Below are 16,037 nucleotides of genomic sequence, written 5' to 3'. Positions count from 1 at the left end.
ACAAACCGCAAACCAAAGGAACACCGCCATGGCCGAACAGCAGAAAAACGATGCCGCCAATCCCGAACCGGAAGGCGGTTCAAGCCCCGAAACCGCCGCCGCTCCGTCGGGCGAAACCAAAGCCAAACCCGCCATCAAAATCAATGACGCAGCCGACGCGAAAGCCAAACCCGCCGCAAAAACCAAAGCGGCAGGCAAGCCCAAAGAGCAGGTGATCAAGCTCTACGAATCCGGCAAGCGCATCCATCCGAAAAAGGCCGAAGGCCGTTTTGCCAAGCTGCGCATCGCAGCCATCCTTGCCACCCAGTTTGTGTTCTACTGCATCCCGTGGTTCAACTGGTCGGGGCGGCAGGCCGTGCTGTTCGACATTCCCAACCGCCACTTCTTCATCTTCAACCTCTCCTTCGGCATGGCCGACCTGATTTACCTCGCCCTGCTGCTGATTATCTGCGCCTTCGGCCTGTTTTGGTGGACAACCGTGGCCGGACGCCTGTGGTGCGGCTACGCCTGCCCGCAAACCGTGTACACCGAAATCATGCTGTGGATAGACCACTTCGTCGAAGGAGACCGCAACAAGCGCCTGAAACTCGACAAAGAACCGTGGAACGCGCGCAAAATCCGCATCAAGCTCACCAAATACCTGCTGATTTTCGCCGTCTGCGCCTGGACGGGCATCACCTTCGCCGGCTGGTTCACCCCCATCCGCGACTTCGTGCCCGCCCTCTTTAACGGACAGGCGGGCGGCGGCGCCCTCTTTGCCGCCGCCTTCTACGGCTTCGTCACCTGGCTCTTCGCCCACCAGATGCGCGAACAGGTGTGCAAACACATGTGTCCCTACGCCCGCTTCCAAAGCGCAATGTTCGACCCCGACACCCTCATCATCTCCTACGACACCGAACGCGGCGAGCCGCGCGGCGCACGCAAGAAAAACGTCGGCCGCGACGAAACCGATTTGGGCGACTGCATCAACTGCACCATGTGCGTGCAGGTCTGCCCCGTCGGCATCGACATCCGCGACGGCCTGCAATACGAATGCATCGGCTGCGCCGCCTGCATCGACGCCTGCGACGACATCATGGACAAAATGGGCTATCCGCGCGGCCTTATCCGCTACACCACCGAAAATGTCCTCGAACACAAATACGGCGACGGCGACATCAAAAAACAACTGCTGCGCCCGCGCGTTATCGGCTACGGCGCCGTCCTGGCCGTGGTCGTTACCGCCTTCCTCGTCGGCGTGGCCACCCGCCAGACCCTGCGCGTCGACATCATTAAAGACAGGGGCGTGATGGTGCGCGAAAACAGCAAAGGCTGGCTGGAAAACGCCTACAACCTGCGCATCATCAACAACAGCGAAAAAGAGCAGACCGTCACCGCCGCCGTCGCCGGTTTCGACGACATCGCCCTCACCGGCCTGCCCGAAGGCGGCGTCAAAGTCGGCGGACGCGAAACCCTCACCATCCCCGTGCAGGTTTCCACCATCCCCGAATACGCCGACAAAGGCAGCCACTCCATCGAATTCACCTTCACCTACCGCGAAGAAGGCAGCGCCGAAGGCCACACCATCACCGAAAAATCCAACTTCATCGGAGAATGACCGTGAACGGGCAAACCCCTAAACCCTGGTACAAAGAACCCTGGCCGTGGCTGCTGATGTCCGGCCCCGCCATCGTCGTCGTTGCCGCCTTCGTCACCCTCTGGCTGGCCGCCAGCAACAGCTCCGACCTCGTCAGCGACGACTACTACAAAGACGGCAAACACATCGACCTCGACATCAAGCGCGACACCGCCGCCATCGAACGCGGCATCAACGCCCAAGTGCTCATCAGCCCCGACGGCAGCGCCGTGCGCGTCTACCTTTCCGGCCGCTTCGAAAACAGCGTGCCCGTCAAACTGACCCTGATGCATCCGGCGAAAAAAGAATTCGACCAAAGCATCGTCCTGCAAAAATCCGCCGCCCCGCCCTCGGGCGACAAAACCGAATTTACCGGACGCTTCGCCACCCTGCCTCCCACCCAACACTGGTACGTCCGCCTCGAAGACACCGCCCGCATCTGGCGCGTGGAAAACAAATGGATTACCGGCCAGGGCGGCTCGGTCAGCCTCGCCCCGGTGAAAAACCTCGCCAACGCGGCGCAGCAGCGCTAGGGGATTGACATTCGGCATTGCGGCAAGAGGCCGTCTGAAAGCTTAAACCGCCGTCATTCCCGCGCAGGCGGGAATCTTTTACCGGTTACGGACGCATGGTTTCACTACCGTGTGTTGCGGCTCAGACAAGATTCCCGCCTGCGCGGGAATGACGGAACACATCGGCGGCTTGGAGCGAGACCGGACAAAGTTTTAACAGCATGGAAAATGTCGGGTTTCCAAACCCTGCCTGACTATAAAAGGCCGTCTGAAAATATTTCAGACGGCCTTTCTGCATTCAAATTAAACGGCTTACAGATTCGGATTGACGATAATCTTCACCGCCGATTCGTTATTGTGAATCAGCCGCTCGAAGCCTTCCGAAACCAGCTCGTCGAGTTTGATGCGCTGGGTGATGAAAGGTTCGAGATTGATTTTGCCTTCTTCCACCAATTTGATGGTTTCCTGATGGTCGTTGCAGTAGGCGATGGTGCCGCGCACGTCCAATTCCTTCATCACCACGCTGTGTACGTTAATCGTGGCCGGATGGCTCCAAATCGACACAATCACCATTTTGGCGGTGGGTTTGCAGGCTTCAATCAGCGTGTCCATCACTTTGTTGACGCTGGTGCACTCGAAGGCCACGTCCACGCCTTCGCCGTTGGTGAGTTTCTTCACTTCTTCCACTACGTCCACTTCCGACGGGTCGAGAATGTAGTCGGCCACACCGGCTTCGCGGGCTTTGTCTTTGCGCGCTTTGCTCAATTCGGTGATGATGACTTTCAAGCCTTTGGCTTTCAGAACCGCCGCCAGCAGCAGACCAATCGGACCCGCGCCGCCCACCAGTGCCGTGTCGCCCGCTTTCGCGCCGCTTCGCACATAGGCGTGGTGGCCGACGGACAGCGGTTCGATCAATGCGGCTTGGTCAAGCGGAATTTTGTCGGAAATCGGATGCACCCAGCGGCGTTTGACGGCGATTTTTTCGGACAAGCCGCCGCCGCAACCACCCAAGCCGATGAAGTTCATGTCTTTGGAAAGATGGTAGTTGCTGCCCGGGCCGGTCGGCACGTCATCGCGCACGATGTAAGGTTCGACCACAACGTGCTGGCCGACTTTGATGTCGTCCACGCCTTCGCCGACGGCATACACCACGCCGGAAAATTCGTGTCCCATCGTTACCGGCGCCGATTCGCCGGAAATCGGGTGCGGGTGGCCGCAGGGCGGAATGAAGATCGGGCCTTCCATAAATTCGTGCAGGTCGGTGCCGCAGATGCCGCACCAGGCCACATTGATGCCGACCGTGCCGGGGGCGACGGTGGGTTCGGGGATGTCTTCGATGCGGATGTCGCCTTTGTCGTAGAAACGTGCTGCTTTCATGAGTCTGCTCCTTATTTGAGATAGGAAGAAAACCGGGCAGGTTGTGCGGGCAGACGCGGCCGCGGGGCGGGAGGTCTGCCGGACGGCCCGAACCGGCAGTGAAACGTTTGTTTCGGCAGCATTCTACTCCCGCCGCCGTGCTTTGGAGAGAGCGGCGGCACGAAAGATTTTTTTGCAAAACGGCCGTGCAGATGCAGCGGCCGAATGCAGCCGACCAAACTGCGGTATCTGAAAAGTTGTGGCCGTCTGAATGTTGTGGCCGTCTGAAAAACGCCGCTTCTGTCGAAGCGGCGTTTTTCAGACGGCCTTTGGCGGTATCAGTCGAGCAGCAGGCTGTCGTCGGCGATCTGTTCGCCGCGCGTCTGCTCGAACAGGGCAAGCAGGTCGGCAACGTCCATGCCCGCGCGTTCGCTGCCGCCGACGTCCAGCACCACCCTGCCCCGGTGCAGCATGACGGTGCGGCTTCCGTAATCGAGCGCCTGGCGCATGGAGTGGGTGACCATCATGGCAGTGAGGCGGTTTTCGGCGATGATTTTTTCTGTGAGTTCGAGCACGAAGGCGGCGGTTTTCGGGTCGAGGGCGGCGGTGTGTTCGTCAAGCAGCAGGATTTTGCTCGGGCGCAGGCTGGCCATCAGCAGGCTGACGGCCTGGCGCTGGCCGCCGGAGAGCAGGCCGATGCGGTCGGTGAGGCGGTTTTCCAGACCGAGTTTGAGCATGGCGAGTTTTTCGCGGAAGAGTTCGCGGTTTTGCCGGTTGAGGGCGAAACCGAGGCCGCGCCTGCTGCCGCGCGCGTAGGCCAGCGCCATGTTTTCTTCGATGCTGAGGGCTTCGCAGGTGCCGGCGATCGGGTCTTGGAAGACGCGGGCTACAAGGTGGGCGCGTTTGTGGGCAGGCTCGCGGGTGACGTCGCGGCCGTCGATGGCGATGCTGCCGCTGTCGACGGCGATGTCGCCGCTGACGGCGTTGAGCAGGGTGGATTTGCCCGCGCCGTTGCTGCCGATAACGGTGACGAACTCGCCTTCGCGGATGTGCAGGCTCATGCCGCGCATGGCGGGATTGGCCATCGGCGTGCCGGCGTTGAAGGTGACTTTGAGGTTGTCGGCGCACATCATGGGGCGGGTTTCCTTTTTTTCAGACGGCCTTTGAGCGCGGGGATTTGCAGGGCGGCAACAACCAGGAGGGCGGTGATGAGGTTGAGGTCGGTGGGGCGCACGCCGAGGTTTTGCAGGGCGTCGTTGCCCAGGGCAAAGGCGATGAGCAGGCGGTAGACGACGGCGCCGATCACGGCGGCGAGGGTGACGAAGACGATGCGTTTGGCGGGCAGTAGGTTTTGGCCGATGATAACGGCGGCCAGGCCGATAACGATGGTGCCGATGCCGCCGGTGATGTCGGCGCTGCCGCTGGTTTGCGCGAACAGGGCGCCGCCGAGGGCGACGAGGGCGTTGGAGAGCGCCATGCCGAGGATGATCATTTTGCCGGTGTTGACGCCTTGGGCGCGCGCCATGCGTTCGTTGACGCCGGTGGCGCGCACGGCGAGACCGGTTTTGGTGTTGAAAAACCAGTCGAGCAGCAGCTTGGCCGCCAGTACGAAAGCGGCGGCGACGAGGGGCTGCACCCAATATTGGTTGGAAAAATCGGCGGCGACAAAGGGGGAGAAGACGCTGGGGCTGTCGATAAGCGGCAGGTTGGGCGAGCCGCCGGCGATACGCAGGTTGACAGAATAAAGCGCCACCATCACCAAGATGCCCGCGAGCAGCGGCAGGATTTTCAGGCCGACGTGCAGCCAGGCGGTGGCCGCGCCCGCCGCCGCGCCCGCGAAGGCGGCCAACAGGCAGGCAATCCAGGGGTTGACGCCCGCACCGACGGACACGGCGAACACGATGGCGCCCAGCGGGAAGCTGCTGTCGGCGGTGAGGTCGGGGAAGTCGAGGATGCTGAACGAAATCAGCACGCCGAGGGCGACCAGGGCGTAAATCAGGCCGGTCTCGATACCGCCGAAGAAGGCTATCAGGCTCATGGTTTGTCGGTTCTTTCGCGCTTGCGCCCGGTGTTTTCAGACGGCCTCATGTGTACCTGAGGCCGTCTGAAAACGCGTGGCGCTTATTCTTTCACTTCTTTTGCCGTTTTCAGCAGCGCTTCGGGCAGGGCGATGCCCAGCGCGGCGGCGTGTTTTTTGCTGAGGTAGAGTTCGAGGCTGTCGAGTTTTTCCGAGGGCAGTTCGCCCGGTTTTTTGCCTTTGAGCACGGCGGCGGCGAGTCTGCCCGCCTGCTGTCCCGTGCCGAAGGAGTCCATGCCGAGAGCCGCGACGGCGCCGCGTGTGACGGAATCGGCGTCGGAGGCCACCAGCGGGATTTTCATTTCGACGGAGGCTTTGTACATGGATTCGTAGGCGGAGACGACGTTGTTGTCGAGCGAGGTGAAAATCACGTCGGCCTTGCCGCCCAGGCTGCGGGCGGCGGTGAGCACGTCGGCAGAGCGGGCGGCGGGCGCTTCGGCCACTTGCAGACCCTGTTCGGCCGCTTTGGCTTTCAGGCGTTCGAGCACGGTGACGGAGTTGACTTCGCCGGGGCTGTAAACGTAACCGATGGTTTTCAGATTGGGCACGAGCTGTTTCATCAGGTCGATTTGCGGGCCGACGGGCAATTCGTCGGACACGCCGACGATGTTGCCGCCCGAAGGCTCGAAGTTGGCGATGAGTTTGGCGGCAACGGGGTCGGTGACGGCGGTGAAAATGACGGGAACGGTTTTGGTGGCTGCTGCTGCGGCCTGCGCGCTGGGGGTGGTGATGGCGACGATGGCGTCGGGCTGGTCGCCGGCGAATTTTTTCGCAATCTGCGCGGCATTGGCGGTGCTGCCCTGCGCACTTTGGAAGTCGACGGTGAGGTTTTTGCCTTCTTCGAAGCCTTCGCTTTTCAGACCGTCGATCACGCCGGCGCGGATGGTGTCGAGGGCGGGATGGTCGGCGATGGCGGTGACGGAAACTTTTTTCGTATCTGCCGCCGCAGGCGCAGACGCACCGTCGGCAGGAGAAGCATTTTGTTCGGCGGGCGAGCAGGCGGCCAGTACGGCGGCGACAAGCGCGGCGGGGATGGCGGACAGGAAGGCGGCTTTGGCGGTCATGACGACGGGGATTCCATGCGTGTGAAAAGGCGCGATTATAGCGTTTTTTTGTAAGTTTTTGTCAGCGCGGCATAAGGCCGTCTGAAAACGCAAATCGGCGTTTTCAGACGGCCTGTTTGATACTTCGTTGACACTCCGCTTTCAGACGGCCTCCGCGCCCTCTTCCGCTTGCGCCGCATTTTCCTGCGGCGCTTCCAGCTTGGCCAGACGCGCTTCCAGTTCGGCCAGTTTTGTGCGGGTTTTGATCAGCACCTGCTGCTGGATGTCGAACTCTTCGCGCGTCACCAGATCCATTTTGTTGAACGCGCTGCCGAGCATGGCTTTGACGTTTTTTTCCACGTCTTTGGCCGGGCTTTCGGCGATGGTGGCGCTGATTTTGGCGGAGACTTCTTCGAGGATTTTCGAACCGAACATGGCTGCTTCCTTTAATGGCTGAACGATGGTAAGGCGGGCGATTGTAGCGGGAAAGAGGCCGTCTGAAAAGTTGCGGCACGGCGGCGTTTCTTTTGCAAAAAGGCTGTTTTTCCTGACGGGAAACGTCCGCTGCCGCCGAAACTTGCTACAATCGGTTTCCCTTTAACACCCGTTCTCAAGGAGAAAACGATGAAAAAAATCCTGTTTGTTTCCGTATTGGCCGCCGCGGCCGCCGCAGCTTGTGCCGCGCAATACGAAATCGACCCCTTCCACACCAACGCCCGTTTCGAAATCGACCATTTCGGCACCAGCAGCAATGTCGGCGGCGTGTACGAAGTCAGCGGCAAGGTAACGTTTGATGCGGCAAAAAAAACCGGCTCGGTGGAAGCCGTGATGCCGCTCGCCAACCTGCAATCGAGCAGCGCGGCGTTCACCAAACATCTGAAATCGGCCGACCTGTTTAACGCGGAAAAATATCCGGAAATGCGTTTCGTGTCGGACAAATTCGTCTTCAACGGCAAAAAAGTCGCCGCCGTGCAGGGCAAACTCACCATGCTGGGCAAAACCCATCCGGTAACGCTCAAAGCAACCAAATTCAACTGCTATGTCAATCCGATGAAAAAGGCCGAAGTGTGCGGCGGCGATTTCACCGCGCTGATCGACCGCACACAGTGGGGCATGGATTATCTGGTATCCGCCGGCATGACGAAAAATGTGAAGCTGGCGATTCAGATCGAGGCGGTGAAGAAATAGGCCGTTTGAACGCAAAACGGCAGGCCGTCTGAAAGCGCCGCTTCGGCGCAGCCAAAACGGGGAGGCGTGTTAAAATCCGCGGCCTTGTTTTTCAGACGGCCTGCTTTTTTGCGCGCCCGAAGGCCGTCTGAATCTCCCCCTTCCCCACCACACTATGATTCCATCCGACTTCATCGACGAACTTTTGGCCAAAATCGACATCGTCGACATCATCGACGAACAGGTGCCGCTGAAAAAAGGCGGCGCAAACTACATGGCCTGCTGCCCGTTTCACAAAGAAAAAACGCCGTCGTTTTCCGTGAGCCCCAGCAAACAGTTTTACCACTGCTTCAGCTGCGGCGCGCACGGCTCGGCCATCGGCTTCATCATGGAGCATCAGGGGCTGTCGTTTCCCGAAGCGGTGCAGTATCTGGCCGACCGCGCGGGCATGGTCGTGCCGCGTGTGCGCGGGCAGAACGACAATCCCGAAATCCGCGCCGAGCGCAAAAAAAAGCAGCAGACGCTGGAAGAAACCACCGCCGCCGCCGCCGATTTTTACGCCCAGCAGCTCAAGCTCTATCCGGCCGCGCAACAATATCTCGACACGCGCGGCCTGAGCGCGGAAATCACCGCCCGCTACGGCTTAGGCTACGCGCCCGACGGCTGGACGCCGCTCTCGCAAGTGTTCCAGCCCTACCCCAACAGCCCGCTGGTGGAAAGCGGCATGGTTATCCACAATGAAGAGCAAGGCCGCCATTACGACCGCTTCCGCCACCGCGTGATGTTTCCCATCCGCGATGCACGCGGCCAAGTTATCGGCTTCGGCGGGCGCGTGCTCGACGATTCCAAACCCAAATATCTCAACTCGCCCGACACGCCGCTGTTTGACAAAGGCAAAAACCTCTACGGCCTCTACGAAGGCCGCGCCGCCGTCAAAGAAGCGGGGCGGATTTTGGTGGTCGAAGGCTATATGGACGTGGTCGCGCTGGCGCAGTTCGGCATCGGCTACGGCGTGGCCGCGCTGGGTACGGCCACCACCGCCGAACATGTCAAAATCCTGATGCGTCAGGCCGACAGCATTTATTTCTGCTTCGACGGCGACAGCGCAGGCCGCAAAGCCGCATGGCGCGCGCTGGAAAATGCCCTGCCCCAGCTCAAAGACGGCAAATCGCTGCATTTTCTCTTCCTGCCCGAAGAACACGACCCCGACAGCTACATCCGCGCCTACGGCAAAGCGCAGTTTGAAGACGCGCTGGTACACCAAAGCAAACCGCTGTCGGAATACTTCTGGCACGCGCTTTCAGACGGCCTCAACCTCAGCACCCAAGAAGGCAAGGCCGAATTGGTGAAAACCGCCTCGCCGCTTCTGGCGCAGATTACCGCGCCTGCGCTCGCGTTTTTGTTGAAACAGACATTGAGCGAACTGGTCGGCATCGATCCCGCCAACCTCGCCCACCTGCTCGGCCAGGAAGCACCCAAGCGGCACGTCAAAGCCAAAAGCTACAAGCTGCCGCCGCCCGCCATGTCCGGCCGTCCGCAGATACTCACGCTGACACAGCAGCTTATCCGCAGCCTGATGGCCAACCCCGCCTGGGTCGTCCATGTCCGCCTGCCCGAATATTTCGTCCTCGACGGCGACGCCGCCTGCCTCGCCAACATCGCCGACTTCATCCGCAGCAGCCCCGCCCTGCCCGCCCACGCGCAGATTTGGGAACACTTCCGCGGCAGCACCGGCGAACAGATCCTGCGCGGCATCTACCGCAACGGCGGCGCCGACGGAGACGGCGCGGGCGAAGAAGACGAAGCCGCCTTCGCCGAAGGCATGGACAAACTCGCCAAAGCCTTCAAAACCGCCCAAATCGACACCCTAAAACGCAAAGCCGCCGCCGAAGGACTGGATGCGGCGGAAAAACAACTGCTGCTGAAACTGCTGGCTGAGAGGTGAAACCGTTCCCGCCTGCGCGGGAATGACGTTTCTGAAACCTGTTCCTTCTCCTGCTTACAGGATGGGCGGGGGTGATTTGAACGGCATCGATGCGGCGGCAGACAAGCGGTTCTGCGAACCGCCACCCCCTCCCCAGCCCTCCCCCGCGCTTTGGGCGCAGGGGAGGGAGCAGGACGGCTGCGCGACAGCCGAAAATTCAAGAGGCCGTCTGAAAGGGAAACTCCGACGAAGTTAAACACAGTTTCTGTCAAACCAAAATCCGAAAGGCCGTTCCCGCCTTCGCGTGAATGACGTTTCTGAAACCGCCAATCCCGCCGCGCACCAAACTCCCTCCCCTGCGCCAAAGCGCGGGGGAGGGCTGGAGAGGGGGTGGCGGTTCGCAGAACTGCTTTTGTGCCGTTTCTGCAAAAGTGGCCGCAGCGGCGGGAACCCCCCAGTCCGCCCCCGTTTATGCCCCAACGGGGTACAGGCGGATAGGGAACATGTTTTCAGAAACGTCATTCCCGCGCAGGCGGAAACGGCCTTTTCGGCCGTCTGAAAACAAGTGCGGCGCGGCTCATAGGGAGTGTCGCCCCCAATGCGACGCACGCATCATTCGTGGATTACGTCCCTGAGGCCGTCTGAAGCCGCAAAAAACCGCGTGCGTTGCTGCGCAACACACCCTACAGCCCGATTGGATCTGAAAGGGGTGAGGCCGTCTGAAAGGGGTGAGGCCGTCTGAAAGGGGTGAGGCCGTCTGAAAGGGGTGAGGCCGTCTGAAAGGGGTGAGGCCGTCTGAAAGGGGTGAGGCCGTCTGAAAGGGGTGAGGCCGTCTGAAAGGGGTGAGGCCGTCTGAAAGTCGATACGTTCCGAATTGCCGCCTTTGGTGCGGTGTTGCAGCGAACCTGTTTCCTTTTTGAGGGCAATCCATTGGTAAAGGGTTCGGTTGGTAATGCGGAAGGTGCGTGCGGTTTGGCTGATGTTGCCGTGCTGTTCGTAGTGGTCTAATGCTTTTTGACGGAAATCGATAGAGTGAGTAGGCCATAAAACGGGAACGGGTAAGGTGTGGAGTTAAGGGAGAGAATTATATACTTTTTTTTTGGTTAACTATACATCATCGCCCGTCGCCGCTTCCGCTACGACGACAAAATCATCGCCCGATGGCGCAACGGCAAGGGCAGAATCTGCCGCTACACTTTCCGCGAACACCTGCGAGACAGCGGCTATAGCCCACCAACATGGTTCGAACACATCAAAACCAAACCGCGCCCGCCGCGCCGCTGCCGACGGCATCCGCATCAAAGGCCGTCTGAAAACAAAGCTCCAACAAGCTGTTGAACAAACCAAACAGCACGTTTCAAAAGGACAAATATGCACTACACCGACCGCATCGCCAAACTCTACGCCCTCTCCGAAGACGAAGGGTGCCGGAACGAAGCCGCCCTTGCCGCCGCCGAAAAACAGGCGGGCGGAGCGTTGCCCGCCGCGCTGAAACAATACCTGCGCCGCCTCGGCGGCAGCGCCGCCGCCAACCAAAGCTTCAACCGCCTGCTTGCCGCCACCGGCTACACCCGCGACAGCGGCGACGGCTTCCTGATTTTCTGCGAGGAATACCAACAGGCCGCCGTATGGGGCATACGGCACGAAGATTCGGCCGCCGAAGACCCGCCCGTCTACGTCTGCTACAACACGGCCGAAAGCGGCGGCTGGCTGTTGGAAAACGAAAAACTCAGTGCCTTTTTGTGGAAAAACGCCCTTTTCAACGGCACGATGGAAGGGCTGCGCTTTGTCGCCAACTATGTCGGCGAAGAGCCCCTGCCGCCCGCCGCCCTGCAACGCATCGCCGAGCGGCGGCAGCGGCTCGACGAACTTTGCGACCGTGGCGCCGACTATTACACGCGCGGCGACACTGATGCCGTTGTCGTCTGCAAAAACGCCGCAGGCGAAGCAACCGGCCTGTTTGTCGGCTCGCAAGACCAAGAATGCTTTAACGAGCTGCTTGATATTTTCGACAGCGACGACGATTGGTCGTATACCAGTTACGACGAAGAGAATGAAGAATAGACTCCACAGCAAAAGATAGGGGGCTGTACTAGATAAGCAGTCATGTCAGACTGCAAAAATGAAGATAACCCGTTGTAAAATAAAAAAGAGTATTCAAAAGAAACTGCTTCAGTTTTTTGTACTCGAAGTTACTGCCCGTTCGGCTGCTGATTTATTGGGCATCCACCCCAATTCAGCAGTGCTGTTTTACCGCAAGATTCGCGAAGTCATCAGCCATCATCTTTCATTGGAAGCCGATACGGTTTTTGGCGGCTCAATTGAGTTGGACGAGAGTTATTTTGGCGGACACCGCAAAGGCAAACGCGGACGCGGTGCGGCGGGAAAGGATTAATCACAGCAAGCTGTTTGCCGACAGACAGAACCATATCAACGGCATTGAAAATTTCTGGAATCAGGCAAAGCGCGTACTGCGCAAATACAATGGAATCGACCGTAAATCTTTCCCGCTTTTCTTGAAAGAATGCGAGTTCCGTTTTAACTTTGGCACACCCTCCGAGCAGCTTAAAGTGCTGCGTCGGTGGTGTGAAATTTAGGGCTTATCTAGTACAGCCCCTATTCTTTTCTTTAAGCCCAACACCCGATGTAATCCCACTCAAAACAACAATCACGCAGCCCATTTCAGCCCGTCTGAATCTGTCGCCCGAGGCGTTTATGGAACGGTACGGCCGTCTGAACGTGGTCGGCGAAAGCCTGACGCAGGACGGAGTGTTTTCGCAGGCGTTGGCTTCCGCGCCGCCTAAAGGCTGGGTGCATGTTGCGGACGGAGCGGAAGCGGCTGCGTTATGGAACGGCACAAGCGACGCGCAGGCGGTGTTTTGGGATATGCCGCAGGGGAAACTGGCGCAAGATGTACCGTCGTTGGCGGGATATTCGTCGGTATCGGCGGACAAAAATGCCATCAATCATATCCGCAACCATCACGGCAATGCGGATACGGAAGCGGTACGCGGGCAGCTTGCAGTTACAGACGGCGATATTGCGCGTATTCCCGAGATTGTCGGCGGGTATGACGGCATCCGTTCGGTTGATATTGCGGGAACGCACAATAAGCGCGTGGTGTTCGCCAAGCGTTTTGATGATGGTTTGGTGGTGTATGTCGCCGAAAGCAGCGTGAGAAAGAAAGATTTGAAAGCTGTGAGTATGTGGAAGTATCCCCAATCGGCCAATGCCCAAGACGCTTTGAATCACGCCATGTCCCTGTACCCAACGCCCGAAACGGAAGGGGGCGTATCCCACATACAGGCTGATGATAGCGCAGCCGCCCCCCTCTTTCAAGACATGACCGCCGAACAGGCGCAGTTTGCCGAAACGGAAGCGGCATACGGCGGGCGCGAAGCCTATGAAGCGGCCAAGGCCGAAGGCAGAACCGAACTGGACTACCGCCAGTGGGTGCAGGTGCGTACGCCTGCGTTCAAGGAGTGGTTCGGCGATTGGGAAAACGACCCGGACAATGCTTCCAAAGTGGTGAATGAGAAGACGGGCGAGCCGTTGGTGGTGTATCACGGGACCCAAACAGATGAACAATTTCATTCATTCAAAACCAACCCATATAATCCATTGATTTTCTTTACTGATGACAAGAATCTTAGTGATGCTTACCGATATGGCAACAGTGGGCAGGTTTTTGAAACCTTTTTGAATGTGCGCAATCCAAATATAGAAGATGCGGAAGGCGCATTTTATGGTTCGTTTTTTGATAAGAAGGAGGGGGAATATACCTCAACAAATGGGTATGCCGCAGATTCGAGAAGGAAAGGATATGACGGCGCGATCATAGATAATGTTCAAGATGCTCCAACGGCTAGATTTGGAGAAATAGTTGCGAATGTATATGTTGTATTCAAGCCCAACCAAATCAAATCCGCCACGGCCAACAGCGGCGCATTCTCGGCAGATAACGACAGCATTCTGTATCAGAGCATCTATGAAGACGCTTTGGACAAGATGGAACGGGCGTTTGGCAAAATGGGCGTGCCGGTTCGCCGCGACACTTCGCGCGTATCGGCTTCGGAATACCTGTATGCCTATCTCGACGACCCCGACGGCGAAAATCCGCGCTATGTGAAGTTCCGCGCTTCCAATCACGATCTGCCCGCGCACTATGCCGACAACTTCGCAGAGCGTACCTATGATGTGAAGTCGGGCAAAAACGCAACACACGTCACAGACGGCGATTGGGCAGACGCAGTCAAATGGTTTGCGAACGAATACGGCCTGAAAATACCGGCATCGGTCAAGGCTTCGTTAACGAAACGGGCGCAAGGCTATTCAGACAGCAAGCTGATCCGCAACACCATCGCGCATTTGGAGAACCAGCTTGCCGCCGTTGAAAAGGCAGCGCAAGACGACAGCATTACCTATACGCGCTCGGGCAGCAAAAAAAGCGGCTACTTCCGTGATGCGGGCGGCAAAACCGTTTCAACCATCCCCCAGTTGTCCGGGCAAAACCAGATGGCGACGAAACAGGAGCAGATTGACGCGCTGCGCGAAATGCTTTCGGCACGCCTGGCCGAAGTGAAAGACCAACTGCTCCGCCAAGACGCACGCGGCATGTTCGACCGCATGGGCAACACCATCGCCCTCTTGAAAAACGCCGACGCTTCGACCTTTATCCATGAGTTCGGCCATTTCGAGTTGGAAGTGATGAGCCGCATCGAGCGGGATTTGCGCGCCGTTCCGGTTTCGGAAATGACGGAGGGCGAGCGGCAGGTGCTGGCGGACTTTCAGACGGCCTTGGACTGGTTCGGCGTGAAGGACGCGGACGCTTGGGCGGCGATGAGCCTTGAAGAACAGCGCGAGCATCACGAGAAATTCGCGCGTGGCATGGAAGCCTATCTGTTTGAGGGCACGGCGCCGAGCGAAGCCCTGCGCGGCGTGTTCAGCCGCATGGCGCGGCTGCTGAAACGCATCTACCGCTCCCTGCTGAATCTGAATGTGGAGCTGTCGGACGACATACGCGGCGTATTCGACCGCCTGCTGGCAAGTGACGGGCAGATTGCGGAAACTTCGTATATCAACGGCGCGACGCTGCTGTTTGCCGAAGACGCGGAATTTCAGGCGATGGACGAAGCCGCGCGGCGCGAAGCAGAGGACGAATTGGGCAGACGCGCCCTGCGCGACATGGCCTTTTCGCGCAACGCCCGCAACCGCGAGATACGCCGCCTGAAACGGGAATACAAGGCCGATTTTGCGCGGGCGGAGATGGATGCGCGGCGCAGCATTATGCGCCAGCCGGTCTATCGCGCATGGCAGTTGTTCACGGCGAAGATGACGGATGAGGACAGGATAGACGGCAACAGCAAGGAAGAGCGCGAGTTCAGACGCAAGGCCAAAGTGTTGCAGGGCAAGCCCGTGTACACCATCGAAACGCGCAACGCGCCGACCGACAACAAGGCTTTGCGCGATTGGGCAGCCGATTTGTTTGAAAAAGCGGGCGGCAAGGCAGTCAATCCCGAAATCGGCGAAGTGGCCTTAACGCGCAAGTCGGTAAAAGATTCAATGGCGCACGGCATGAATCCGTTTAAGGCCGCTGCGTTTGAAGCTGTGCCGTCTGTGATTGAAAACGGGGTAGTAGTGGCGAAAGCCGATCACGACCGTCTGACAAGTTTCTTTGTCAGTGCACCCGTGCGGATTATGGGCGAGGAAGACATTGTTACCGTTTTGGTACACAAAGACATGAACACGCAGAAAATGTATCTGCACAGCGTGATCGCAAAAGAAAACCTCCTGAAAACAACCCCTTTAAACGAATCCACCGCTGATACTCCGGTATCCGAGCCGCGTGGAGGGTTGCAGTCAGGAGGGATTCCGAATCAGGCTCTTACCGGATTGGACGGTGATTCCGCCGCCGGTGCCGGAGCATCCGAGCCGCGCGGGAAACCCGATACGGAAGTTCTGCCGACGGGCAAGTTGCAGTCGGAAGATGTAGCCAGTGTACTCTCTAAGCTGCTTGCTTACAAGCCCAAAACCGACCGCACCGCGCTTGATCCGTCGTCCGACACCCTCATGGCCGCCATTGCCAAACTGGGCGGCCTGAACAAAGACGAGCTGGTGCGCGAGTGGGGCTTGGATGCGAAAGACAAAATCCCCGCGCCGGTATTCGGTATGCCCGTTCTGCGGCGCACGAAAGGCCGCAGCATCGACGAGATGGCGGAACTGCTGGCCGAAGAGGGCTATCTGCCCACCGACAACGGCAAGGCCGACGTGCGCGATTTGGAAGAGCGTTTTTCAGACGGCCTCTCGGGGCGCGATTGGTACAGCCGCCACTACGTGCCGCGCG

11 protein-coding genes and 3 pseudogenes are annotated in these 16,037 nt (G+C 58.8%); 7 read left to right on the top strand and 7 right to left on the bottom strand.

Going from position 1 to position 16,037, the window contains the following annotated elements; genetic code table 11:
* The first annotated feature begins 28 nt into the window (after positions 1-28).
* Positions 29-1,597 (top strand): cytochrome c oxidase accessory protein CcoG, encoded by a 1,569-nt coding sequence (gene ccoG / locus CGZ77_RS10795; RefSeq protein WP_009425180.1) that lies wholly within the window; start codon positions 29-31, stop codon positions 1,595-1,597.
* Positions 1,598-1,599: 2 nt separating this feature from the next.
* Positions 1,600-2,148, top strand: a complete 549-nt coding sequence (locus CGZ77_RS10790) for a FixH family protein (RefSeq protein WP_198142877.1) — start codon at positions 1,600-1,602, stop codon at positions 2,146-2,148.
* A gap of 291 nt (positions 2,149-2,439) precedes the next feature.
* Here the strand turns inward: CGZ77_RS10790 and CGZ77_RS10785 are convergent, their stop codons facing one another.
* From CGZ77_RS10785 to CGZ77_RS10765, 5 genes are all read right to left on the bottom strand, one after another.
* Entirely contained in the window at positions 2,440-3,504 is a 1,065-nt protein-coding gene (locus CGZ77_RS10785; RefSeq protein WP_009425178.1) for a 2,3-butanediol dehydrogenase, read from the bottom strand.
* Positions 3,505-3,821: 317 nt separating this feature from the next.
* Entirely contained in the window at positions 3,822-4,616 is a 795-nt protein-coding gene (locus CGZ77_RS10780) for an ABC transporter ATP-binding protein (protein WP_009425191.1), read from the bottom strand.
* The gene (locus CGZ77_RS10775; RefSeq protein ID WP_009425192.1) at positions 4,613-5,521 is read right to left on the bottom strand and encodes an ABC transporter permease; all 909 of its coding nucleotides are present in this window, start codon (positions 5,519-5,521) and stop codon (positions 4,613-4,615) included. The genes CGZ77_RS10780 and CGZ77_RS10775 overlap by 4 nt, the downstream gene beginning before the upstream one ends.
* An 83-nt stretch (positions 5,522-5,604) precedes the next feature.
* Positions 5,605-6,624, bottom strand: a complete 1,020-nt coding sequence (locus CGZ77_RS10770; protein WP_009425193.1) for an ABC transporter substrate-binding protein — start codon at positions 6,622-6,624, stop codon at positions 5,605-5,607.
* A gap of 141 nt (positions 6,625-6,765) precedes the next feature.
* Positions 6,766-7,038, bottom strand: coding sequence for an accessory factor UbiK family protein (locus tag CGZ77_RS10765; RefSeq protein ID WP_009425194.1), 273 nt, complete (start codon positions 7,036-7,038; stop codon positions 6,766-6,768).
* Between the two features lie 189 nt (positions 7,039-7,227).
* On the opposite strand from CGZ77_RS10765, the gene CGZ77_RS10760 reads away from it, so the two are divergent.
* Complete coding sequence (locus CGZ77_RS10760) at positions 7,228-7,791, top strand: YceI family protein (protein WP_009425196.1); 564 nt, start codon at positions 7,228-7,230, stop codon at positions 7,789-7,791.
* Positions 7,792-7,945: 154 nt separating this feature from the next.
* The gene (gene dnaG, locus CGZ77_RS10755; protein ID WP_009425197.1) at positions 7,946-9,715 is read left to right on the top strand and encodes a DNA primase; all 1,770 of its coding nucleotides are present in this window, start codon (positions 7,946-7,948) and stop codon (positions 9,713-9,715) included.
* Between the two features lie 662 nt (positions 9,716-10,377).
* Here the strand turns inward: dnaG and CGZ77_RS12175 are convergent.
* Both CGZ77_RS12175 and CGZ77_RS12690 read right to left on the bottom strand, forming a co-directional pair.
* Positions 10,378-10,620 (bottom strand): hypothetical protein, encoded by a 243-nt coding sequence (locus tag CGZ77_RS12175; RefSeq protein ID WP_157697540.1) that lies wholly within the window; start codon positions 10,618-10,620, stop codon positions 10,378-10,380.
* A pseudogene (locus CGZ77_RS12690) lies at positions 10,553-10,723 on the bottom strand (helix-turn-helix domain-containing protein); the annotation flags it as partial. The gene CGZ77_RS12175 and the pseudogene CGZ77_RS12690, both read right to left, overlap by 68 nt.
* 342 nt (positions 10,724-11,065) lie before the next feature.
* Here CGZ77_RS12690 and CGZ77_RS10740 point away from each other — a divergent pair.
* The 3 genes and pseudogenes from CGZ77_RS10740 to CGZ77_RS12535 form a co-directional block, all read left to right on the top strand.
* Positions 11,066-11,758: a hypothetical protein gene (locus tag CGZ77_RS10740; protein WP_009426185.1), complete on the top strand. Its 693-nt coding sequence runs from the start codon at positions 11,066-11,068 to the stop codon at positions 11,756-11,758.
* Between the two features lie 58 nt (positions 11,759-11,816).
* A pseudogene (locus CGZ77_RS10735) lies at positions 11,817-12,291 on the top strand (transposase).
* A 118-nt stretch (positions 12,292-12,409) separates the two neighbouring features.
* A pseudogene (locus CGZ77_RS12535) lies at positions 12,410-15,442 on the top strand (hypothetical protein); the annotation flags it as partial.
* Positions 15,443-16,037: the final 595 nt, after the last annotated feature.

The organism is Neisseria sp. KEM232 (assembly GCF_002237445.1).
Taxonomy (GTDB): Bacteria; Pseudomonadota; Gammaproteobacteria; order Burkholderiales; family Neisseriaceae; genus Neisseria.
The sequence above is the reverse complement of the archived record's forward strand: the minus strand, read 5'-3'. Positions and strand labels throughout refer to the sequence as shown.